Source organism: Streptomyces sp. STAM6 (assembly GCF_054963715.1).
On sequence record NZ_JBUEFZ010000001.1, the window covers coordinates 439,489 to 461,184 of the forward strand.

The 21,696-nt window shown below is 71.7% G+C and carries 16 protein-coding genes; 9 read left to right on the plus strand and 7 right to left on the minus strand.

The genetic code is table 11. The features are described 5' to 3' along the window. Positions 1–13 precede the first annotated feature (13 nt). The 3 genes from ACY34K_RS02045 to ACY34K_RS02055 are packed head-to-tail and all read right to left on the minus strand — an operon-like array spanning position 14 to position 5,086. Entirely contained in the window at positions 14–1,498 is a 1,485-nt protein-coding gene (locus tag ACY34K_RS02045) for a hypothetical protein (RefSeq protein WP_462742509.1), read from the minus strand. Beyond that, positions 1,498–3,021 (minus strand): GT4 family glycosyltransferase PelF, encoded by a 1,524-nt coding sequence (gene pelF, locus ACY34K_RS02050; protein WP_462742512.1) that lies wholly within the window; start codon positions 3,019–3,021, stop codon positions 1,498–1,500. Before pelF ends, ACY34K_RS02045 begins: the two co-directional genes overlap by 1 nt. Positions 3,022–3,046: 25 nt before the next feature. After that, positions 3,047–5,086: a hypothetical protein gene (locus tag ACY34K_RS02055; RefSeq protein ID WP_462742515.1), complete on the minus strand. Its 2,040-nt coding sequence runs from the start codon at positions 5,084–5,086 to the stop codon at positions 3,047–3,049. Positions 5,087–5,394: 308 nt separating this feature from the next. On the opposite strand from ACY34K_RS02055, the gene ACY34K_RS02060 reads away from it, so the two are divergent. The 6 genes from ACY34K_RS02060 (at position 5,395) to ACY34K_RS02085 (ending at position 15,650) form a co-directional block, all read left to right on the plus strand. Continuing rightward, complete coding sequence (locus ACY34K_RS02060) at positions 5,395–6,921, plus strand: leucyl aminopeptidase (protein ID WP_462742518.1); 1,527 nt, start codon at positions 5,395–5,397, stop codon at positions 6,919–6,921. A gap of 445 nt (positions 6,922–7,366) precedes the next feature. Continuing rightward, entirely contained in the window at positions 7,367–8,755 is a 1,389-nt protein-coding gene (gene lpdA, locus ACY34K_RS02065; RefSeq protein WP_462742520.1) for a dihydrolipoyl dehydrogenase, read from the plus strand. A 57-nt stretch (positions 8,756–8,812) separates the two neighbouring features. Beyond that, a complete protein-coding gene (gene sucB / locus ACY34K_RS02070; protein WP_462742523.1) occupies positions 8,813–10,579 on the plus strand; it encodes a 2-oxoglutarate dehydrogenase, E2 component, dihydrolipoamide succinyltransferase in 1,767 nt (588 codons plus the stop codon). 150 nt (positions 10,580–10,729) lie between these two features. Continuing rightward, the gene (locus ACY34K_RS02075) at positions 10,730–11,353 is read left to right on the plus strand and encodes a GntR family transcriptional regulator (RefSeq protein WP_462742526.1); all 624 of its coding nucleotides are present in this window, start codon (positions 10,730–10,732) and stop codon (positions 11,351–11,353) included. 545 nt (positions 11,354–11,898) lie between these two features. Next, on the plus strand, positions 11,899–14,589 hold the full coding sequence (gene aceE / locus ACY34K_RS02080) for a pyruvate dehydrogenase (acetyl-transferring), homodimeric type (RefSeq protein WP_462742529.1): 2,691 nt from the start codon (positions 11,899–11,901) through the stop codon (positions 14,587–14,589). Between the two features lie 65 nt (positions 14,590–14,654). Then, positions 14,655–15,650, plus strand: coding sequence for a helix-turn-helix transcriptional regulator (locus ACY34K_RS02085; protein WP_462742532.1), 996 nt, complete (start codon positions 14,655–14,657; stop codon positions 15,648–15,650). Here the strand turns inward: ACY34K_RS02085 and ACY34K_RS02090 are convergent, their stop codons facing one another. After that, complete coding sequence (locus ACY34K_RS02090; protein ID WP_462742535.1) at positions 15,651–16,580, minus strand: SDR family oxidoreductase; 930 nt, start codon at positions 16,578–16,580, stop codon at positions 15,651–15,653. A gap of 98 nt (positions 16,581–16,678) precedes the next feature. Between ACY34K_RS02090 and ACY34K_RS02095 the strand changes: the two genes are divergently transcribed. Then, the gene (locus ACY34K_RS02095; RefSeq protein ID WP_462742769.1) at positions 16,679–17,197 is read left to right on the plus strand and encodes a DUF4240 domain-containing protein; all 519 of its coding nucleotides are present in this window, start codon (positions 16,679–16,681) and stop codon (positions 17,195–17,197) included. Between the two features lie 31 nt (positions 17,198–17,228). Here ACY34K_RS02095 and ACY34K_RS02100 read toward each other — a convergent pair whose 3' ends face one another. Further along, the gene (locus ACY34K_RS02100; protein ID WP_462742538.1) at positions 17,229–17,708 is read right to left on the minus strand and encodes an N-acetyltransferase family protein; all 480 of its coding nucleotides are present in this window, start codon (positions 17,706–17,708) and stop codon (positions 17,229–17,231) included. Between the two features lie 35 nt (positions 17,709–17,743). Here ACY34K_RS02100 and ACY34K_RS02105 point away from each other — a divergent pair, with 35 nt between their 5' ends. After that, complete coding sequence (locus ACY34K_RS02105) at positions 17,744–18,643, plus strand: TIGR01777 family oxidoreductase (RefSeq protein ID WP_462742540.1); 900 nt, start codon at positions 17,744–17,746, stop codon at positions 18,641–18,643. 93 nt (positions 18,644–18,736) lie between these two features. On the opposite strand, the gene glnA is transcribed toward ACY34K_RS02105, so the two are convergent. Beyond that, a complete protein-coding gene (gene glnA / locus ACY34K_RS02110; RefSeq protein WP_462742543.1) occupies positions 18,737–20,146 on the minus strand; it encodes a type I glutamate--ammonia ligase in 1,410 nt (469 codons plus the stop codon). A gap of 220 nt (positions 20,147–20,366) precedes the next feature. Between glnA and ACY34K_RS02115 the strand changes: the two genes are divergently transcribed. Further along, positions 20,367–20,834 carry an RDD family protein gene (locus ACY34K_RS02115; protein WP_462742546.1) on the plus strand — a complete coding sequence of 156 codons (468 nt, stop codon included), beginning with the start codon at positions 20,367–20,369 and terminating at the stop codon, positions 20,832–20,834. 511 nt (positions 20,835–21,345) lie between these two features. Here ACY34K_RS02115 and ACY34K_RS02120 read toward each other — a convergent pair. Beyond that, complete coding sequence (locus ACY34K_RS02120; protein ID WP_462742548.1) at positions 21,346–21,642, minus strand: hypothetical protein; 297 nt, start codon at positions 21,640–21,642, stop codon at positions 21,346–21,348. Positions 21,643–21,696: the final 54 nt, after the last annotated feature.

A 21,696-nucleotide genomic window follows, 5' to 3' on the forward strand; every position in this document is an offset into this window, starting at 1 on the left:
GTTCCTCACGAGGTCAGGAGCGGTGGGCGGTCGCCCGCCCCAGCAGGACACATCCCAGCGCGGCCAGCACGACCGCCGCGGCGCCCGCGACGGCCGCGCCGACGACCCGCGGGTCGCCGGTCCCGGTCGCCAGGGTCACCGTCTGCACCCCGGCGGCCGCGCCGCACACCACGGCCGCGCTGAGCACGGCGCCGAACGACTGCAGCAGCAGGGCCGCCCACAGCACCGTGCCGATGAGCATCAGCGAGGCGAGCCGCACCCCGCCGAGCTCGGGCGCGCCGGGCCACAGCAGCGTGCCCGCCACGGCCAGTACGAGCAGCACCGTCAGATAGCCGGTGAGGCAGAGCGCCAGGGTGGTGGCCGTGGCCCGGCGGAAGGCCGCCGAACTGGTGCTGGCCCGCAGCCCGGTGAGGCTCTCGCTGCGGAAGCGGTGCAGCAGCCATTCGGCGGGCCCCATGGACAGGGTGAGCGCCACGGCGGAGGGCGCCGCGACGGCCGCGCCGGCACCGTACGCGAGGACGTCACCGATCACGGCGTAGAGGACGAGCAGGCCGGTGCCGAGGCCGAACAGGCCGTACGGCACGGAGGCGGTGAGCCGGGGCGCGGCCCGGCCGGGCGCGCCGGGGGCCGTGCCGGGCAGCACCGCCTGGGCCGCGAGGACGACGGCGGCGACGAGCGAGGTGAGCAGCAGCAGGGCCCGGGCCGTGTCCGGCAGGTCGGACCAGAAGGCGACGGGCGCGCCCAGGACGAGCGGTGACAGGGCGCCGAGGAGGGCCCGTTCCCGGTCGAGGACGAGCAGTACGGTCGCGGCGCCCAGGTAGAGCGCCTGCCCGACGGCGAACGCGGCGGCGCCCCACTCGTCGGGTCCGGCCACCGCGACGGCGACGACCGATCCGGCGAGGGCGCCCGCGGGGGCGCCGGTGAGCAGGGCGCGGGCGGCGGCCTGGCGGTCGCCCAGCCCCAGCCAGGAGTAGGCCCGGTGGGACAGGGCCTGGTTCCACACCCAGCCGGTGGCCGCCCCCGCGAGCAGCGGGACGGTGCCGGCGGGCAGGCCGAGCGCGCCGGGCGGCCCCGCGAGGAGCGGGGCGCCCAGGACGTAGGCGAGGCCCGGCAGGGCGAAGACCAGTCCGCGCAGCAGGCAGTTGATGATCAGCTTGTGCCCGGGGGTCCACCCGGCGGAGCCGGGGGGAGGGTCGGTGGGCGGGCCCTCCGGCTCCGGGAAACGGCGCTCCACGCGCGCGTAGAGCTCCTCGGCGAGGGCGAAGGAGTCCTCGCGGCCGTAGGTGAGCCGTATGTGGTCGTCGGTCATGCCGTCGGACTCGAGGATGGCCGCTATCTCGTCGGGGTGGACGGCGGCCGCTATCAAGTGCTCCAGGCGGGTCGCCAGGTCGTCGACGGGGTCGGCGGCGGCCCAGCTGGGGCGCTGCCGCCGGCGCGGGACGGCCGGCAGGGTGTCGCCGGACGGGCCGGGCTCGCGGAGCCAGAGGGAGCCGCTCATCAGGCGGCCTCGTCGGTGGCGACCAGCTCGCGGTACCAGGGGTCGGCGATGCGCAGTTGGAGGGTCCAGTCGTCGTCGGGCCTGATGGTTTCGGGTTCGGGACGGCCGGCCAGTTCGAGGTAGATGCGGCGGAAGCCGTCGACGGAGCGGCGCAGGGTGAACTGGTCGACGACGCGCTGCCGGGCCTGCCGGCCCAGTTCGGCGCGGCGCTCGTCGTCCTTGAGCAGGGTGAGCACCGCCTCGGCCATGACGGCGGGTTCGCGGGGCGGTACGACGAGGCCGGTGTCCCCGACCGCCTCGCGGACCCCGCCGACGTCGGTGGAGACCGTGGCGCGCCCGCACGACATGGACTCGATGAGCGAGAAGGGGAACCCCTCGCTGATGGAGGAGAGCATGACGACGGTGCCCGCGGCGTAGGCGCGTGCGACCTCGTCGATGCGCCCCTCGTAGCTGATGCCGTCGGCGACACCGAGTTCCGCGGCCAGCTTCTCCAGGCGGGTCTTGTAGTCCTCGTTGCCGGCCGGGACGGGGCCGAAGAGCCGGAGCCTGAGCGGGGGCACTTCGGCGCGGGCGATGGCGTACGCCCGGATCAGGGTCTCCAGGTCCTTGATGGGGTCGACACGGCCGCACCAGCTGAGGGTGGGGACGTCGGGTTCGGGGCCGGCGAGGGGGAAGGCGTGCGGGTCGACGCCGTTGTAGACGGTGCGGATGCGGTCGGCGGGGGCGCCGCCGCGCTCCTCCCAGCGGCGGTTGTACTGGTTGCACGGGGTGATCAGGTCGGCCTTGCGGTAGCCGAGGGAGTTGAGCTCCCGGTAGAAGCCGAGCATGAGTGCCTTCACGGGCCACCGCTGGGCCTCGGTGCGGTAGCCGAGGTAGCGCTCGCGGAGGTAGATGCCGTGCTCGGTGAGGAGGAACGGCACCTCCTCGAAGTGCTGGGCCGCGAGCGCGGGGAGGGTGGCGAGGCCGCTGGAGACGGCGTGCGCGACGCAGTCGTCGGGTATGCGGGCGGCCAGTGGCCGCAGGGCGTGTTCGAGGAGGTCGGTGGCGGTGAGCGCGTCGTGGACGGTGGGCCGGGCGGCGGCGGTCTGGAGGTGTGGCATGGTCCAGATCCACATCAGTGAGCGCAGCACGGATTCGGAGCGCAGGGCCGACGAGAGCCTCCCGCGCCGGGCGAGTTCGGCCAGGGCGTAGAGGCCCTCGCCGAAGTCGCACCCGGCGGACGGGTCGAGTATCGACAGCAGGAAGCGTTCGTAGGTGTCGGTGAAGCGGCGTCGTTCGCGGCCGAGCAGGGGCCGGCCGCGCCCCTGCGAAGGACCCCAGAGGGGGAACGCGGTATGCCGGTAGACGTTCGGCGGCAGGTCCCAGGTCACCGGTTCGCGGCCGTTGCCGGTGAGGGCGAGGATCTGGAATTTGACCTCGGGCATGCCCCGTACGAGCTGGTCGCACCAGGTGCTCACGCCGCCGTGGACGTGCGGGTAGGTGCCTTCGGTGAGCATGGTCACATGACGGCCACTGCTCGGCATGGTGTGTTCCCCCCGGTGTGGTGTGTCAGGTCGTCGGCAGCGTGAGCGTGATCGCCGACTGGAGTCCCTCGGGGGCGGTCCAGGCCGAGCGCGCTCCGGCGTACGGGGTGCCGAACGCCGTCGTGCCGAGCAGCAGTCGCTTGCGGGTCCCTTCGGGCGCGGTGACCGGTGCGGTCAGGCCGGCCGGCGCCTTGACGGTGACGGTGTTGCCGATGCGGTACGCGGTGACCTTGCCGTCCGCGAGGGCCTTGTCCCACGCGGCGCGGCGGGAGAGTTCCGTACCGGCGTCGCGGTGGCGGGGGTTGACGATGGGGGTGTTGTCGGCGAAGAGGGCGCGGTAGTCGGCCAGGATTCTGTCCAGGACGGGGTAAAGAATGCGTTCCTCGGCCAGGTTGGACTGGTGTACGTAGTGGGGCCGCGGATCGTTGGCCACGATGTGGCTCATGGCGATGCGGGCTTCCTGCGGGACGATGTAGGACGCGTATCCCGTGGCGGTGTCGAGCGGCTCGTCGAGGCAGGTGGAGGCGGGGTTGCTGGCGCAGACGCCGCTGCCGCCGTCCTCCTGGGAGGTGTAGACCCAGTTGTACTCGTCGGCCATCTCGGCCGCGGTGCCCACGTTGTAGTACACGTTCATCGGGTGGCGCGGCACGGTCTTCGCCGCGCCGACGGCGCGCTGCTGCGGCTCGCGGGAGTTGTCGCTGGCGATCCACTTGACGCCGTTGTCGGCGAGGGCGCCGGCCAGGTTGGGGTTGTCGACGGGCTGCTGCGGGAGCGTCTTGAGGCCGGAGTGCTCCCCGGTGACGAGCTCGGCGCGGTCGACGGAGATCCCCCGGGCGGTGGCCCAGTTGTGGTTGTCGCGAATCTGGCCGCTGATCTCGGCGCGGCTCATCCAGAGGGTGTTGCCGGCCGCGTCCTCGGCGCACTGCCAGGGCACGGTGGAGGTGTCCTGGACGCAGCCGAGGAAGGGGTGGGTGTAGGTGTGGTTGATCCAGCGGTACTGCGCCCGGTCGGCGACCAGCTGGGCGGCGAGGGCGTCGGTGCCGCCGTTCTCGGCCTTCCACTCCTCCCCCGCGCCGGCGTTGTAGACCATGTCCATGGTGAAGCCGCTGGAGCGCTGCCACTGGGCGGCGTACTGCGCGTCCGCGGCCGTCATCCTGATCGGCGCGGTGCCCTCGCCGTCACCGCCCACGCAGTCGAAGTCGCCGGGGGTGCAGTTGCGCTCGGTGTCCCAGCGGGCGTCGGGGGCGAAGACGTCGTCGACGTGGACGGAGAAGTAGTTGCGGCTCTGTCCGAGATGGATGCCCTGGGTCAGCCACTCCACGATGCCGCGGGCGACGGCCCGGAACTGCCGCTGGTGCTCGTTGTACGCGAAGGTGACGACCAGTTCGCGGCGCCCGTCGCGGGTGTACTCGCCGATGAGACTGGCACGCCCGCCGCCGTCCACGGGCATGTCGAGATAGCTGGTGAAGCCTTCCCGGGGACGGCCCGCGTAGCCGTAGCTCTCGGCCACGTCCGGGGCGTTGTCCTCGAACGTCACGGGTCCGTCGAGGTACCGGAAGGGACCGGCCTTCCCGGCGGCGGTGACGGCGCTCCCCACGCCGTCGAGCACACCGGAGTGACCGCCCTCGCTGGTGTAGTCGAGGCCGACGCCGGGGTGGGCCCACGTGTAGGCGTCGACCTGCGGGATGGCGAAGGTCTTCTCGAACGCGGTGAGCGCGGCCCGCTCGGTCTCGGCCATCCCGGCGGGTGCCTCGTTGGGCAGGACGACGCCCTGGAACTTGGCGCGGGGACGCCCGTCGAGGGTGTCGGAGAGGAAGGCGGCGTCGATGACGGGGCGGCCCGGGTCGTCGAGGCGCACGGTCCGGTGGGGTACGCCGGAGCCCTTGAGCTCCGCCGCGATGGCCCGGACCGCGCCGCTGCCGTCGTCGACGACGAGGACGGTGAGGTCGATGCGGGGCGCGGGCTCCGCGGCGGCGGCCGGCCCGGCCGGGACGGCGGTCGCGATCAAGGCGGCGGCCAGCAGGGTTCCGGCCGCGGCACGGGTCCGGAATCCGGGTGTCTGCATAGGTTCTTTCCCCCTCTTGGTTCCTCTCCGTACGCACGTGGGAACGCAGGGAGGATCTGTGGAGATGATGCAAAGGGGTACGTCTCTCCCTTGCACGATTGCTCGGAGTGTGACGCAGCTCTCAGGAGCCGGTCGGATAAACGCCGACGAGAAGCCACGGATGAGTGAATGCCGGGAGCCGTGAGCGAATCGGGGTCGCGCGCGTAGGCTCGTGCCCGGCGCTCAACGGGTCGATCTACGATGCGGCGGGCAGGGTCGGCCCATCCCTCGACCGCCTCAGAACTCAATGGAAGCGAGAATTCACCACCGTGACTGCTCTCACTCTCAGCACTGCCGGCGCTGCGACGCTGCGCGCCGACGCCCTCGTGGTCGGCGTCGCCAAGGGCCCGAAGGGCGGCAAGGGGCTCGTCGTGGCGCCGGGCGCCGAGGCCGTGGACCAGGCGTTCGACGGAAAGCTCGCCACCGTCCTGGAGACCCTGGGCGCCACCGGTGCCGAGGGTGAGGTCACCAAGGTGCCCTCGCCGGCCGGGCTGAAGGCCCCCGTCGTCCTGGCGGTCGGTCTGGGTGCGGCGCCGGACAAGGACGAGGCGTACGGCTCCGAGGCGCTGCGCCGGGCCGCGGGCTCCGCCGCCCGGGCGCTGGCCGGCACCAAGAAGGCCGCTTTCGCCCTGCCGGTCGAGGCCGTCGAGGACGCCGAGGCGATCGCCGAGGGCGCGCTGCTGGGCGCGTACTCCTTCACCACCTACCGCTCCGGCGCCGACGCCAAGGACGCCAAGGGCCCCCTCGCCGAGGTCGCCCTGATCGGCGCCAAGCCGCGCGACAAGGCGTTCAAGGCCGCGGCCGAGCGCGCGATCGCCCTCACCGAGGAGATCAACCGCGCCCGCGACCTGATCAACATGCCGCCGAACGACCTCTACCCCGCCTCCTTCGCGGCCATCGCCATCGCGGCCGGCAAGGAGCACGGCATCAAGGTCCAGGTGCTCGACGACAAGGCGCTCGCCAAGGGCGGCTACGGCGGCATCCTCGGCGTCGGCGCCGGCTCGACGAACCCGCCGCGGCTGGTGAAGCTCACCTACACCCACCCGAAGGCGGAGAAGACCCTCGCCCTGGTCGGCAAGGGCATCACCTACGACTCGGGCGGCATCTCCCTGAAGCCGGCCGGCCACAACGAGACGATGAAGTGCGACATGAGCGGCGCGGCCGCGGTGTTCGCCGCGGTCGTCGCGGTCGCCCGCCTCGGCCTGGAGGTCAACGTCACGGGCTGGCTGGCGCTCGCCGAGAACATGCCGTCCGGCTCCGCCCTGCGCCCCGGCGACGTGCTGCGGATGTACAGCGGCAAGACGGTCGAGGTGCTGAACACCGACGCCGAGGGCCGTCTGGTGCTGGCCGACGCCCTCACCAAGGCGTCGGAGGAGAACCCGGACGCGATCGTGGACGTCGCGACGCTGACCGGCGCGATGGTGCTGGCGCTGGGCAACCGCACCTTCGGCATCATGGCGAACGACGACGCGTTCCGTACCGCCGTCCACGAGATCGCGGAAGAGGTCGGCGAGGCGTCCTGGCCGATGCCGCTCCCGGCCGACCTGCGCAAGGGCATGGACTCCCCGACCGCCGACATCTCGAACATGGGCGAGCGGATGGGCGGCGGCCTGGTCGCCGGCCTGTTCCTGAAGGAGTTCGTGGGCGAGGGCATCAGCTGGGCCCACCTGGACATCGCGGGCCCCGCCTTCCACGAGGGCGCCCCGTACGGCTACACCCCGAAGGGCGGCACCGGCTCCTCCGTGCGCACCCTGGTCAAGCTGGCGGAGCGCACGGCCTCGGGCGACCTCGGCTGATCTTCCGGGGCTCGGTTCACCTCCGGGGCGGACACGTCGGTGCCGACGGCCGGCCTCCCGCGCCCTGCGGCGCGGGAGGTACCCCCGCCCGGTGCCTCGTTCGCCGGGACCTCCGCCCGCGGCCGTAGCCGCACATCGATCGCGGCCTCGCCACCGGCACCGCCGCTCCCCCGGCCCCGGCCGGGGGACCCCTGCTTCGGCTCGCTCTCCGGGCCGTGGTGCGGCCCCGGGCTCTCCGCCCGGGGCCGCACCGGTATCGCCTCGTGTGTCCGATCGGACGTCTCAGACGGCGGCCCCGCGTCCCGCCTTCCCGGAACAAGTGCGAAGATGGGTTCTCGGCAGGACAGGGCCCCCACCACAGGGCCGACATAACCAGCGGCCGAACACCAGCCGCCGCCCGGTCATCGAGGACCGGCGACCGGCGCACATGCATGGAGGACGTGACGTGGCGAACGACGCCAGCACCGTTTTCGACCTAGTGATCCTCGGCGGTGGCAGTGGCGGTTACGCCGCGGCCCTCCGCGGTGCGCAGCTGGGCCTGGACGTCGCACTGATCGAGAAGAACAAGCTCGGCGGCACCTGCCTGCACAACGGCTGCATCCCGACCAAGGCCCTGCTCCACGCCGGCGAGGTCGCGGACCAGGCCCGTGAGGCCGACCAGTTCGGTGTGCTCACCACCTTCGAGGGCATCGACATCAAGGCCGTCCACAAGTACAAGGACGACGTGATCTCGGGCCTCTACAAGGGTCTGCAGGGTCTGGTCGCCTCCCGCAAGGTCACCTACATCGAGGGTGAGGGCCGGCTGTCCTCCCCCACGTCGGTCGACGTGAACGGGAAGCGGGTCGAGGGCCGCCACGTCCTCCTCGCCACCGGTTCCGTCCCGAAGTCCCTCCCGGGCCTGGAGATCGACGGCAACCGCATCCTCTCCTCGGACCACGCGCTGACGCTGGACCGCGTCCCGCAGTCCGCGATCATCCTGGGCGGCGGCGTCATCGGCGTCGAGTTCGCCTCCGCGTGGAAGTCCTTCGGCACCGACGTCACCGTCATCGAGGGCCTGAAGCACCTCGTCCCGGTCGAGGACGAGAACAGCTCCAAGCTGCTGGAGCGCGCCTTCCGCAAGCGCGGCATCAAGTTCAACCTCGGCACGTTCTTCCAGAGCGCCGAGTACACCGAGACGGGCGTCAAGGTCACCCTGGCCGACGGCAAGGTGTTCGAGGCCGAGGTGCTGCTGGTCGCGATCGGCCGCGGCCCGGTCTCCGCCGGTCTCGGTTACGAGGAGCAGGGCGTCGCCATGGACCGCGGCTACGTCCTGGTCGACGAGTACATGCGGACGAACGTGCCGACGATCTCGGCCGTCGGTGACCTCGTCCCGACCCTTCAGCTCGCGCACGTCGGCTTCGCCGAGGGCATCCTGGTGGCGGAGCGTCTGGCCGGCCTGAAGACCGTCCCGATCGACTACGACGGCGTGCCGCGGGTGACGTACTGCCACCCCGAGGTCGCCTCCGTCGGCATCACCGAGGCCAAGGCCAAGGAGATCTACGGCGCGGACAAGGTCGTCGCTCTGAAGTACAACCTGGCGGGCAACGGCAAGAGCAAGATCCTCAAGACCGCGGGCGAGATCAAGCTCGTCCAGGTCAAGGATGGCGCAGTGGTCGGCGTCCACATGGTCGGTGACCGCATGGGCGAGCAGGTCGGCGAAGCCCAGCTGATCTACAACTGGGAGGCGCTGCCGGCCGAGGTCGCGCAGCTGATCCACGCCCACCCGACGCAGAACGAGGCGCTCGGCGAGGCCCACCTGGCGCTGGCCGGCAAGCCCCTGCACTCCCACGACTGAGCCTTCAGTCCGGGCGCGACGACCACTTACCGCAATTCGTTAGGAGCAACTGAAACCATGTCGGTTTCCGTAACCCTGCCGGCGCTCGGCGAGAGCGTCACCGAGGGCACTGTCACCCGCTGGCTGAAGGCCGAGGGCGAGCGCGTCGAGGCCGACGAGCCGCTGCTGGAGGTGTCGACGGACAAGGTCGACACCGAGATCCCCGCCCCCGCCTCCGGTGTCCTGGCCTCCATCAAGGTCGCCGAGGACGAGACCGTCGAGGTCGGCGCCGAGCTGGCCGTCATCGACGACGGCACGGGCGCCCCCGCGGCCGCCCCGGCCCCGGCCGCCGAGGCCCCCGCCGCTCCGGCCCCCGCCGCCGAGGCTCCGGCCGCGCCGGCCCCGGCCGCCGAGGCCCCGGCTCCGGCTCCGGCCGCCACCCCGGCTGCCGCCCCGGCCGGTGGCGCCTCCGGCACGGACGTCGTCCTCCCGGCGCTCGGCGAGAGCGTCACCGAGGGCACCGTCACCCGCTGGCTGAAGGAGGTCGGCGAGGAGGTCACGGAGGACGAGCCGCTGCTCGAGGTCTCCACGGACAAGGTCGACACCGAGATCCCCGCCCCGGCCTCCGGTGTGCTGCTGGAGATCGTCGTCGGTGAGGACGAGACCGCCGAGGTCGGCGCCAAGCTGGCCGTCATCGGTGCCGCGGGCGCCGCTCCGGCCGCCCCGGCGCCTGCTCCGGCTCCGGCCGCCCCGGCACCGGCTCCCGCGCCGGCTGCCCCGGCCGCTCCGGCCCCCGCCCCGGCTCCGGCTCCCGCGCAGCCCGCCGCCCCGGCTCCGGCTCCGGCTCCGGTGACCCCGGCTCCGGCCGCCGCCCCGGCCGCGCCGGCCCCCGCCGCCGCCCAGCCGGCGGAGGACGGCGCCTACGTCACCCCGCTGGTCCGCAAGCTCGCCGCCGAGAACGGCGTCGACCTGGCGTCCGTCAAGGGCACGGGCGTCGGCGGCCGCATCCGCAAGCAGGACGTCCTGGCCGCCGCCGAGGCCGCCAAGGCCGCCGCCGCTGCCCCGGCTCCGGCCGCCGCCACGGCCGCCGCTCCCAAGGCCCCGGTTCTCGAGGCGTCCCCGCTGCGCGGCCAGACGGTCAAGATGACCCGCATGCGCAAGGTCATCGGCGACAACATGATGAAGGCGCTGCACTCGCAGGCCCAGCTGACCTCGGTCGTCGAGGTCGACATCACCAAGCTGATGAAGCTGCGCGCCCGGGCGAAGGACGCGTTCGCCGCCCGCGAGGGCGTCAAGCTCTCCCCGATGCCGTTCTTCGTGAAGGCGGCGGCCCAGGCGCTGAAGGCCCACCCGGTCATCAACGCCCGGATCAACGAGGACGAGGGCACGATCACGTACTTCGACTCGGAGAACATCGGCATCGCCGTGGACTCCGAGAAGGGCCTGATGACCCCGGTCATCAAGCACGCCGGTGACCTGAACATCGCCGGTATCTCGAAGGCCACCGCGGAGCTCGCGGGCAAGGTCCGCAGCAACAAGATCACGCCCGACGAGCTGTCCGGCGCGACCTTCACGATCAGCAACACCGGCTCGCGCGGTGCGCTGTTCGACACGGTCATCGTGCCGCCGAACCAGGTCGCGATCCTGGGCATCGGTGCCACCGTCAAGCGTCCGGTGGTCATCAACCACCCGGACCTGGGCGAGACCATCGCGGTGCGCGACATGACGTACCTGTCGCTCTCCTACGACCACCGTCTGGTCGACGGCGCCGACGCGGCCCGCTACCTGACGGCCGTCAAGGCGATTCTGGAGGCCGGCGAGTTCGAGGTCGACCTCGGTCTGTAGTCCCTGCCTTCACCACGGCGCCCCGTCCCCGGTCCACCGGGGGCGGGGCGCCGTCGTGCGCGTGACGGGTGTCTCCCGCCGCGGGGCAGCCCGGCGGACCCACCGGGCGGAATAATGGCGATCGACCGCCGCAGCAGCGAAGGAGCCCTCATGACCCCGCCCGTCGTCCACTCGCTGCGCGAGCAGATCCGCGAGCACATCGTGGAGGGCATCGTCAGCGGCCGCTGGAAGCCGGGTGAGCGGATCGTCGAGCGGCGGATCGCCACCGAGCTGCAGGTCAGCCAGACGCCCGTGCGGGAGGCCCTGCGCGAGCTGGAGAGCCTGCGCCTGATCGAGTCGGCACCGAACAAGGGTGTGCGGGTGCGGAATCTGACCGCGGCCGACCTGGAGGAGAGCTACCCGGTGCGGGCGGGCCTGGAGCAGATCGCCGCGGAGCTGGCGGCCGACCGGCTGGGTGAGGACTGCTCGGCGCTGGAGCCCCATGTGGCGGCGCTGTACGAGGCCGACGCCCGGGCGGACGGCACGGCCCAGGTGCGGCACACCGTGGGGTTCCACCGGGAGCTCGTACGCGCGGCCCACAACAGTGTGCTGCTGCACACCTGGGAGGGCCTGGGCATCGAGGTCTTCACGGCGCTGTCGATCCGCTGGCTCGGGACCGTGCAGAAGTCGTACGCGGAGGAGCACGAGGAGCTCGTGCAGGCCTTTCGCCGCCGGGATCCGCGGATCGGCGTCCTGGTGAAGGAACACGTCCTCGGCTGCGCCCCCCGGGCGTGACCGAGCGGGGTCCTCTCGGCGCTCCCGGGCGTAACCGAGCAAAGTCCCCTCAGAGCTCCCAGGCGTAACCGAGCGAGGTCCGTCAGGGCCCCGGGCGTCACCCAGCGAGGTCCCCTCGGCGATCCCGGGCCTGGTCGAGCCGGGTCTCCCGGGCGTAGCCGAGCGGGGCTTGCCCCTGGCGTCTCCCGGGCGTGGCCGAGGGGTCTCCCAAGTCTCCGGGCCTGGTCTCCCAAGTCTCCCGGGTCTGGTCTTCCGGGTCTCCCGGGCCTGGTCGAGCAGTGCCCCCGCACTCCGTCATCCGCCCGCTCATCCGGCGGCCCGGACGCTCATTCGCTCGGCGAACCTCTGAAAACAAGGCACCGGGTGCCCAAAATTCTGGCACCCGATGCCTACTTTCCCTTTGGACGTAAGATTTTCCCATCAACCCTTTGATCGATCATCGATCACGGTCGTACAGTCGTCGGCGGACTTCAACAGAGGTCCCTCGCCCTGTCCTGCCAAAGACCAAGGGCTCCACACCCCTTCGACTCCGGAAGGCGGCGATTATGACCGACCCCACCCGCATCCAGCCGAGCGCGCTCGACCAGCTGCCGGACCGCGACCCCGAGGAGACCGCCGAGTGGCAGGCGTCGCTCGACGCCGTCGCCGAGGCCGCCGGGCCGCACCGCGCCGCGTACCTGATGCGCCGCACGCTGGAGCGCGCCGAGGGCGCCGGTCTCGCGCTGCCCAAGCTGCTCGAAACCGATTACGTCAACACCATCCCGACCTCCGCCGAGCCCGCGTACGGCTTCGACGGCGACGAGGCGATGGAAGCGAAGATCACCGCCTGGAACCGCTGGAACGCCGCCGCCATGGTCAGCCGCGGCTCCAAGTACGGCGTCGGCGGCCACATCGCCACCTTCGCCTCCGCGGCCTGGCTCTACGAGACGGGCTTCAACCACTTCTTCCGCGGCAAGGAGCAGGACGGCTCCGGCGACCAGCTCTACATCCAGGGCCACGCGTCGCCCGGCATCTACGCCCGCGCCTTCCTCGACGGCCGCCTCACCGAACAGCACCTGGACAACTTCCGCCAGGAGTCCGCCGGCAACGGCCTGCCGTCGTACCCGCACCCGCGCCGTCTGCCGTGGCTGTGGGAGTTCCCGACGGTGTCGATGGGTCTCGGCCCGCTCTCCGCGATCTACCAGGCGCGTTTCAACCGCTACCTGACCAACCGCGGCATCAAGGACGTCTCGGCGTCGCACGTGTGGGCGTTCCTCGGCGACGGCGAGATGGACGAGCCCGAGTCGACGGCGGCCCTCGCGCTCGCCGCCCGTGAGGAACTCGACAACCTCACCTTCGTCATCAACTGCAACCTCCAGCGCCTCGACGGCCCGGTGCGCGCCAACTTCAAGATCGTCCAGGAGCTGGAGGCGCAGTTCCGCGGCGCCGGCTGGAACGTCGTGAAGTCGCTGTGGGGCACCGCCTGGGACGAGCTGCTCCAGCTCGACACCACCGGCGCGCTGGTACGCCGCCTGCGCGAGGTACCGGACGCCCAGATCCAGACGTACCAGACCCGCGACGCCGCCTACATCCGCGAGGACTTCTTCGGCAAGGACCCCGCGCTCGTCGAGATGGCGAAGCTGCTGTCCGACGACAAGATCATCGAGTGCTTCCAGTACTCGCGCGGCGGGCACGAGCCCCGCAAGGTCTTCGCGGCCTACAAGGCGGCCCTCGCGCACAAGGGCGCGCCGACCGTGATCCTCGCCCAGACCGTCAAGGGCTTCACGCTCGGCAAGGGCTTCGAGTCCAAGAACGCCAACCACCAGATGAAGAAGCTCTCGGTGGAGGAGTTCAAGGGCATGCGGGACCTGCTGGACCTGCCGATCCCGGACTCCGCCTTCGTCGACGGCCAGGTGCCCTACGGCCACCCGGGTGCCGACTCCCCCGAGGTCCGCTACCTCCAGGAGCGCCGCGCGGCCCTCGGCGGCCCCGCCCCGGCCCGCCGCACGCACGCCCTGGCGCCGCTGCCGGCCCCGGCCGACAAGACGTTCGCCGCCTTCGACAAGGGCTCCGGCTCCCAGTCGGTCGCGACGACCATGGCCTTCGTCCGGCTGATGAAGGACCTGATCCGCGACAAGCAGACCGGCAGGCGCTGGGTGCCGATCGTCCCGGACGAGGCCCGCACCTTCGGCATGGAGTCGCTCTTCCCGTCGCTCGGCATCTACTCGCCGAAGGGCCAGACGTACGAGCCGGTCGACCGCGACCAGCTGATGTACTACCGCGAGGCCAAGGACGGCCAGATCCTCAACGAGGGCATCACCGAGGCCGGCTCGATGGCCGACTTCATCGCCGCGTCGACCGCGTACTCGACGCACGGCGAGCAGATGATCCCCTTCTACATCTTCTACTCGATGTTCGGCTGGCAGCGCACCGCCGACCAGATGTGGCAGCTCGGCGACCAGCTCGGCCGCGGCTTCCTCGTCGGCGCCACCGCCGGCCGCACCACGCTGACCGGTGAGGGCCTCCAGCACGCCGACGGCCACTCCCCCGTCATCGCGGCGACCAACCCGGCGGCACTGACGTACGACCCGGCGTTCGCCTACGAGGTCGCGGCGATCGTCAAGGACGGCCTGCGCCGGATGTACGGCGAGGCCGCCCCGGGCGAGGACCCGAACGTCTTCTACTACCTGACGGTCTACAACGAGCCGATGCCGCAGCCCGCGAAGCCCGAGGGCGTCGACGAGGGCATCATCAAGGGTCTCTACCGGTTCAAGGAGGGCGTCGGCGCCTCCTCGGACGCCCCGCGCATCCAGCTGCTGTCCTCGGGTACGGCGATCCACTGGGCCCTCCAGGCCCAGGAGCTGCTGGCCGCCGAGTGGGGCGTCACCGCCGACGTGTGGTCCGCGACCTCCTGGTCCGAGCTGCGGCGCGACGCGCTGGAGGCCGACGCGGCGCTGCTGCGCGGCGAGGAGCGGGTGCCGTACATCCGCGAGGCACTGGCCGACGCGCAGGGCCCGGTCCTCGCGGTGAGCGACTACATGCGCCAGGTCCCGGACCAGATCGCGCAGTGGGTCGAGCAGGACTACAGCTCGCTCGGCGCGGACGGCTTCGGCCTGTCGGACACCCGTGAGGCGGCCCGCCGCCACTTCGGCGTGGACGCCCAGTCCATCGTGGTCGCCGCCCTGGCGCAGCTCGCCAGGCGCGGCGAGGTCCCGGCCTCCGCGGTGAAGGACGCGCGGGAGCGCTACGGCCTGTAGGGAACGTCCGTGGGGGTCCCCCCGCGCCCGCCAGGGCGTGGGGGGACTTCCTGCATGATGTGGGCATGCGTGCTGCCCGGCTGATCAAGATGGTGCTTCTGCTGCAGTCCCGGCCGTCGATGACCGCCGCCGAGCTGGCCCGTGAGCTGGAGGTCTCGGAGCGGACGATCACCCGGGACGCGCTCGCGCTGTCCGAGGCGGGCATCCCGGTGTACGCGGACCGGGGCCGGACCGGCGGTTACCGGCTGATCGGCGGCTACCGCACCCGGCTGACGGGGCTCGCCCGCAGCGAGGCGGAGGCGCTGTTCCTGTCCGGGGTGCCGGGCGCGCTGCGGGAGATGGGGCTGGACGACGCCGCGTCGGCGGCCCGGCTGAAGGTGTCGGCCGCGCTGATGCCGTCGCTGCGGGACGCCTCCGACTCGGCGGCCCAGCGGTTCCACCTGGACGCGCCGGGCTGGTACCAGGAGCCGCAGACGCCTCCGTCGCTGCCGCTGGTCGCGGAGGCGGTCTGGGACGACCGGCTGCTCTCGGCGCGCTACCGGGGCCGCGGCGGCACCGAGGTCGAACGGGAGCTGGCGCCGCACGGCCTCGTGCTCAAGGCGGGTGTCTGGTACGTGTGCGCCCGCGCCGGGGAGCCCGGCCGGGAGACGCTCCGGGTGTACCGGATCGACCGCTTCACCGCCGTCGCGCTCTGCGAGGACCGGTTCGTCCGGGACGACGGGTTCGACCTGCCGGCCTTCTGGGAGGAACGGGCGGCGCAGTTCGCCCGCTCCATCCTGCGCACCGAGGCGGTGCTGCGGCTCACGGAGGAGGGGGCCCGCCGACTGCCGTACGTGGCGGACCGGGCCGCCGCCGAGGAGGCGCTGGCGGCGGCCGGACCGCCGGACGCGGAGGGCCGGATCACGGTCACACTGCCGGTGGAGTCGGAGGAGGTGGCCCACGGCCAGCTCATCACGCTCGGCCCGGAGCTGGAGGTGCTGGAACCGCCCTCGCTGCGCGAGCGGTTCGCGGAGGCAGCGGCCCGGATGGCCCGTCTCTACGGCCGGGCGGCGTCCTCCTGATCACCGGTAGTCCTCAGCGGACGCCTTCTTCCCGCCGTGCACGACGTCGAGGAAGTACCCCCAGGCGTCCGGCCGCGAGCCGTCGGTGTCGGTGAACCCGTACACCTTGGCGAGCAGGCCGCTGGAGAGCGACTGCCCGTTCCAGCGGTGACGGTCGGGGTCTGCGGCGAGCGCGGCGACCGCGCGGCCGACGTACACCGGCGACTCGGCGACGGCGAAGTGCGGGTCCTTCTTCGCGCCCTCGCGCCAGTTGTCCTCCCGCACGCCGAAGGCGTCGAGCATCTCCTCGGAGCGCAGGAAGCCCGGGGTGAGCGCCACCGCCGTGCCGCCCACGTCCTTCAGGTCCTCGGAGAGCGCGAAGGCCATGCGGATCGGCGTGGTCTTGGCCAGGTCGTAGAAGAAGTTCTCACGGAAGCGGGTGTTGTACTCGGCCGTCCCGTCGGTCATCTCGACGACCAGCCCACCGGGTTGGCGCACGAGCAACGGCAGGGCGCAGCTGCTCGTGATGGCGTGGCTGCGGATACCGAGGTCCAGCATGCGCAGTCCGGCGTCCAGGTCGGTGTCCCACATCTTGACGCCGAACTTCAGCAGGTGGTCTCCGCCCCAGAGGCTGTTGACGAGGACGTCGAGCCGCCCCCGTTCCTCGTCGATCCGGGCGATCAGCGCCCGTACCTGCTCCGGCTCCAGGTGGTCGGTGGGCACGGCGATGCCCTCGCCGCCCGCCTCGGTGACCAGCTCGGCCGTCTCCTCGATGGTCTCGCCGGCCCGGCCGACCTCGCTGACCCGGGTGCGGGTGGTGCGGCCGGTGGCGTACACGGTGGCGCCCGCCGCGCCGAGCTGTACGGCGATGGCGCGGCCCGCGCCCCGGGTGGCGCCCGCCACGAGTGCGATCTTCCCGGCGAGCGGCTTTCGCGTGGTGTCGTTCGTCATACGCCGAGCGTCGCAGTCAAACCCGACATCCGCTGTCCGGTTTCTTTTTGGCTGCTCCGCGTGCGCCGTTCCCCGCGACCCCCGATGCTTGTCCCGTGATGGACGAGACGGAGTTCTGGGAGATCATCGACACGACCCGCGAGGCCGCCGAGGGCGACCCCGAGGATCAGGCCGAGCTGCTCGTCGAGCGGCTGCTGCAGCTCGACCCCGACTCCGTGCTGGACTTCGCCCGGCACTTCGAGGCCCGCTACAACCGCGCCTACACCTGGGACCTGTGGGGCGCGGCGGCCGTGCTGCTGGGCGGTGCCAGCGACGACGCCTTCGACTACTTCCGCTGCTGGCTCATCGGGCAGGGCCGGGAGGTCTTCGAGGGCGGGGTGCACGACCCGGACTCGCTCGCCGAGCTCCTCGACGACTTCGACGAGGAGATCGACGGGGACGGCGAGGAGCTGGGGTACGCCGCGGACGAGGCGTACGAGCAGCTGACCGGCACCGTCGCCCCCGATCTGGGCATCCCCGGGCAGTCGGCGGAGCCGGAGGGGACCCCTTTCGACTTCGACGACGACGCGGCTCTGGAGGAGCGGTTCCCCCGGCTGTGGGACCGCTTCGGCATCTAGGGCGTCTCGTCCGAGGGTGCCGGGCGGGCGGCTACAGGCTCCGGCCCATGAAGACGTCGTCGACGTACTTCCCGTCCAGGTAGAACTCCCCCGGCAGGACCCCCTCCACGACGAACCCCTCGGACGCGTAGAGGGTGCGCGCGGGCTTGTTGTGGCCCAGTACGCGCAGCGTCATGCGCGTGGCTCCCTGGCGCAGCGCGTCGTCGAAGGCGGCGTGGAGCAGGGCGCGGGCCACGCCCTTGCCGCGGGCCCGCTCGACGACGGCGAGCCCCTGGATCTGCAGCACATGCGCGTTGCAGGCGAGCCGGGTGGGCCGGACCAGCCGCAGATATCCGAGCGGCCGCCCCTCCTTCTCGGCGACGAGGATGTGCTCGGGGCGGTTGGCGGCGTCGAAGAACGGATCGTACGGCGGCTGCGGCCGCGGCTGCACGGCGTGCAGCGGTGACCAGGTCTCGCGATCGATCTCGGCGAGGGCTTGGTCGTCCTCGATGCGTGCGTGACGTATGAGCATGACCGCCACTGTGCCACGAGGGCAGGATGGGGGGCATGGATCGTTCACGTATCGCTGTCACCGGCTCCTCCGGGCTCATCGGCACCGCCCTCGTCCGCTCGCTGCGGGCCGACGGCCACGACGTCGTCCGGCTGGTGCGCCGCCCGGCCCGCGCCGGTGACGAGGTCGAGTGGGACCCGAAGCGCAGTTACGTCGACGCGGCCGGGCTCACCGGCTGCGACGCCGTCGTCCACCTCGCGGGCGCCGGCGTCGGCGAGCGCCGCTGGACCGCCGCCTACAAGCAGGAGATCCGCGACAGCCGGGTGCTCGGCACGGCCGCGATCGCGGAGGCCCTCGCGTCGCTGGACGTCCCGCCCAGGGTGCTGCTGTGCGGCACGGCGCTCGGTTACTACGGCGACACCGGCACCCGGCCCGTGGACGAGACGGCGCCCGCGGGCGACGGCTTCCTGCCGTCGGTGTGCGTGGAGTGGGAGGAGGCGGCGGCCGCCGCGGAGGAGGCCGGGATCCGGGTCGCGTACGCCCGCACCGGACTGGTCGTCGCCCGCGAGGGCGGCGCGTGGGGCCGGCTGTTCCCCGTCTTCCGCGCGGGGCTGGGCGGCCGCATGGGCTCGGGCCACCAGTACTGGAGCTTCATCTCGCTGCACGACGAGGTGGCGGCGCTCCGCCACATCCTCGACACCGAGTCCCTCGCGGGCCCGGTCAACCTGACGGCCCCGGACCCGGTCACCAACCGCGAGGTCACCGCGGCGATGGCCCGCGTCCTGCGCCGCCCCGCCTTCTGTCACGTTCCCGCGCCGGCGCTGCGCATCGTCCTCGGCGACTTCGCCGAGGACGTCCTGGGCAGTCAGCGGGTCCTCCCGGCCCGCCTGCTGGAATCGGGCTTCCGCTTCGCCTTCCCGACGATCGATTCCGCGATCGCCTCGGCGCGGGCCTGAGCGGCCGCTCCGGGCCCGCAACGGCCGCCGGCCGCGCCCTCCCCGGAGGGAAGGGCGCGGCCGGCGGTGTGAAGCGGCGACGAGCGGCTGTTCTTAGATGTCGAAGTACAGCTCGAACTCGTGCGGGTGCGGACGCAGCTGGATCGGCGCGATCTCGTTGGTCCGCTTGTAGTCGATCCAGGTCTCGATCAGGTCGGACGTGAAGACGCCGCCGGCCTGCAGGTACTCGTTGTCCTGCTCCAGGGCGTCCAGGACGGCCGGGAGGGAGGTCGGGACCTGCGGGACGCCCGCGTGCTCCTCCGGGGCCAGCTCGTAGAGGTCCTTGTCGATCGGCTCGGCCGGCTCGATCTTGTTCTTGACACCGTCGAGGCCGGCGAGGAGCAGCGCCGAGAAGGCCAGGTACGGGTTGGAGGACGGGTCCGGGGCGCGGAACTCGACGCGCTTGGCCTTCGGGTTCGAGCCGGTGATCGGGATACGCATCGCGGCGGAGCGGTTGCGCTGCGAGTAGACCAGGTTGACCGGGGCCTCGAAGCCGGGGACCAGGCGGTGGTAGGAGTTCACCGTCGGGTTGGTGAAGGCCAGCAGCGACGGGGCGTGCTTCAGGATGCCGCCGATGTAGTAGCGGGCGGTGTCCGAGAGGCCCGCGTAACCGGCCTCGTCGTAGAACAGCGGGGCGCCGCCCTGCCACAGGGACTGGTGGACGTGCATGCCGGAGCCGTTGTCACCGAAGATCGGCTTGGGCATGAAGGTCGCGGTCTTGCCGTTGCGCCAGGCGACGTTCTTCACGATGTACTTGAAGAGCATCAGGTCGTCGGCCGCGGCGAGCAGCGTGTTGAACTTGTAGTTGATCTCCGCCTGGCCGGCGGTGCCGACCTCGTGGTGCTGGCGCTCGACCTGGAGGCCGACGTTCTCCAGCTCCAGGGAGATCTCGGCGCGCAGGTCGGCGAAGTGGTCGACCGGCGGGGCCGGGAAGTAGCCGCCCTTGTAGCGGACCTTGTAGCCGCGGTTGTCCTCGAGGGCACCGGTGTTCCAGGCGCCGGCCTCGGAGTCGATGTGGTAGAAGCCCTCGTTGGCGGAGGTGTTGAAGCGGACCGAGTCGAAGACGTAGAACTCCGCCTCCGGGCCGAAGTACGCCGTGTCCGCGATGCCGGTGGAGGCGAGGTAGGCCTCGGCCTTCTTGGCGATGTTGCGCGGGTCGCGGCTGTACTGCTCGCCCGTGATCGGGTCGTGGATGAAGAAGTTGATGTTCAGCGTCTTGTCACGGCGGAACGGGTCGAGACGCGCCGTCGAGAGGTCGGCACGCAGCGCCATGTCGGACTCGTGGATCGCCTGGAAGCCGCGGATCGACGAGCCGTCGAAGGCGAGCTCCTCGGACGGGTCGAACGCCGTGGCCGGAATCGTGAAGTGCTGCATCACGCCGGGAAGGTCGCAGAAGCGGACGTCGATCATCTTGACGTCGTTGTCCGCGATGTACTTCTTGACGTCGTCGGCGTTCTGGAACATCCAACTCCTCCTACTCCCACCCGGGGAGGGGCGGGGTTGTAGCTCGGTCGTGCGGCCAGTGCGGTGGCACACGCTGGACCTGACCATAGGGACGCGGGATTTCTCAAGCATGACCCATTTGTTTCGCCCAAGTTAACCGCGCCGGGTGTCAGCGCAGCGTGAGAAGTGAGCCACGGACCCGGGCGGAAGTGATCGAAAGCGGGCTTAGTACCGTTGTCGGGTGGACAACAGGCAAGTAATCGGATCGTGGCTCTCGGGACCGCGCGCGGCGGCCGAGGAAATGGGCGCCGACTTCGGCTACCGGGGCGAACGGCTCGGTCTGCCGCGGGAGGGACAGGGCTCCGTCGCACCCCTCGGGCGCCGCTTCGGCGCGATTTTCGTCGACTGGATCCTGTGTGGCCTGATCGCATACGGACTCATCACGCCCGGTGATCAGACGGCGGCGGGCAACTGGGCCGTCCTGGTGCTTTTCGTGCTCAGCGTGCTCACCGTCGGCACCATCGGCAGTACGCCGGGTAAGCGGCTGCTCGGCCTGCGGGTCATCTCGGTCGACGGCGACCGGCTGGGTTTCGGCCGGGTCTTCGTGCGCAGCCTGCTGCTGTGCCTCGCGATCCCCGCGCTGGTCTGGGACCGGGACGGGCGCGGCCTGCACGACCGGCTCTCCCGCGCCGTCCAGGTGCGCGCCTGAGACACCGGGCGGAGAACGAAGGGGCGCCCCGGCCGGTGGCCGGGGCGCCCCTTCGTTCTCGGCAGCGTTGCTCAGTGTGGATTATCCGTTCACTCTGAGTACAGCCGCCTGACCCGCACAAACATCGACCAAGGGCCTCCGCTGATGCGGGGCCCTCCGCATTGGAGGGCTCCCTGCCCGGAGACAAGGGCCGCCTGGACCTCAAGGCAGACATCGAATGCGCCATCGGCCTCAATATGGACTGCGGCGGCGCAGAGGTCGTGTACAAGGTCCGGGCCGCCGTCCTCGCGGCCGTCCTCCCCCACTTTGAGCTGGCGTACAAGCGCGGCATCGAAGCCGGGCGCAGCTGCGCCCAGAAGATCAGGAGCAGAGCGAATGAAGGTCCCCGCGGTGCAGGAGTGAGTACTGCCTGTGCCCTCAGCTGCAACGGGTGGCGTGATGGAGTCCGGCGACAGCGGACAGCTCGTGCAGGACTCCAGCGTCCGCTCCTCCCGTGATTGGGAGCGTTGCTCTACGACCCGGAGCGCCGCTGGCTCGACCGGGCCATTTGCCGGAAGGCCCCGGACGCGGACAGCGTCTTCGAGGCGAAGGCCTTCTGCTCGCGCCGGGTTTCTTCAAGGCCCGCGACGCCTGGGACTTCTACCGGGGCGATGTCCCCGCCCAGGCCGTGGCCGAGATCGCCCAGCGACTGCCACGGGACATCGTCCCAGTGGGCTCGTGCGGGCTGAAGCACGTCCCGCCGTGCCGCTTCTGCGGCACGGCCATCGAGCACCACTGCCCCAAGCACGAGCGCGGGGCGCAGATCCACCGCTGCAAGCCAGCGGCATGACCTCGCCCTTGCGGGGCGGGACGGAGGAGTCAT

Coding starts and splice junctions, on each gene's coding strand:
- ACY34K_RS02045 (WP_462742509.1), bottom strand. CDS start 1,498: ATGAGCGGCTCCCTCTGGCTCCGCGAGCCCGGCCCGTCCGGCGACACC.
- pelF (WP_462742512.1), bottom strand. CDS start 3,021: ATGCCGAGCAGTGGCCGTCATGTGACCATGCTCACCGAAGGCACCTAC.
- ACY34K_RS02055 (WP_462742515.1), bottom strand. CDS start 5,086: ATGCAGACACCCGGATTCCGGACCCGTGCCGCGGCCGGAACCCTGCTG.
- sucB (WP_462742523.1), top strand. CDS start 8,813: ATGTCGGTTTCCGTAACCCTGCCGGCGCTCGGCGAGAGCGTCACCGAG.
- ACY34K_RS02075 (WP_462742526.1), top strand. CDS start 10,730: ATGACCCCGCCCGTCGTCCACTCGCTGCGCGAGCAGATCCGCGAGCAC.
- aceE (WP_462742529.1), top strand. CDS start 11,899: ATGACCGACCCCACCCGCATCCAGCCGAGCGCGCTCGACCAGCTGCCG.
- ACY34K_RS02085 (WP_462742532.1), top strand. CDS start 14,655: ATGCGTGCTGCCCGGCTGATCAAGATGGTGCTTCTGCTGCAGTCCCGG.
- ACY34K_RS02090 (WP_462742535.1), bottom strand. CDS start 16,580: ATGACGAACGACACCACGCGAAAGCCGCTCGCCGGGAAGATCGCACTC.
- ACY34K_RS02095 (WP_462742769.1), top strand. CDS start 16,679: ATGGACGAGACGGAGTTCTGGGAGATCATCGACACGACCCGCGAGGCC.
- ACY34K_RS02100 (WP_462742538.1), bottom strand. CDS start 17,708: ATGCTCATACGTCACGCACGCATCGAGGACGACCAAGCCCTCGCCGAG.
- ACY34K_RS02105 (WP_462742540.1), top strand. CDS start 17,744: ATGGATCGTTCACGTATCGCTGTCACCGGCTCCTCCGGGCTCATCGGC.
- glnA (WP_462742543.1), bottom strand. CDS start 20,146: ATGTTCCAGAACGCCGACGACGTCAAGAAGTACATCGCGGACAACGAC.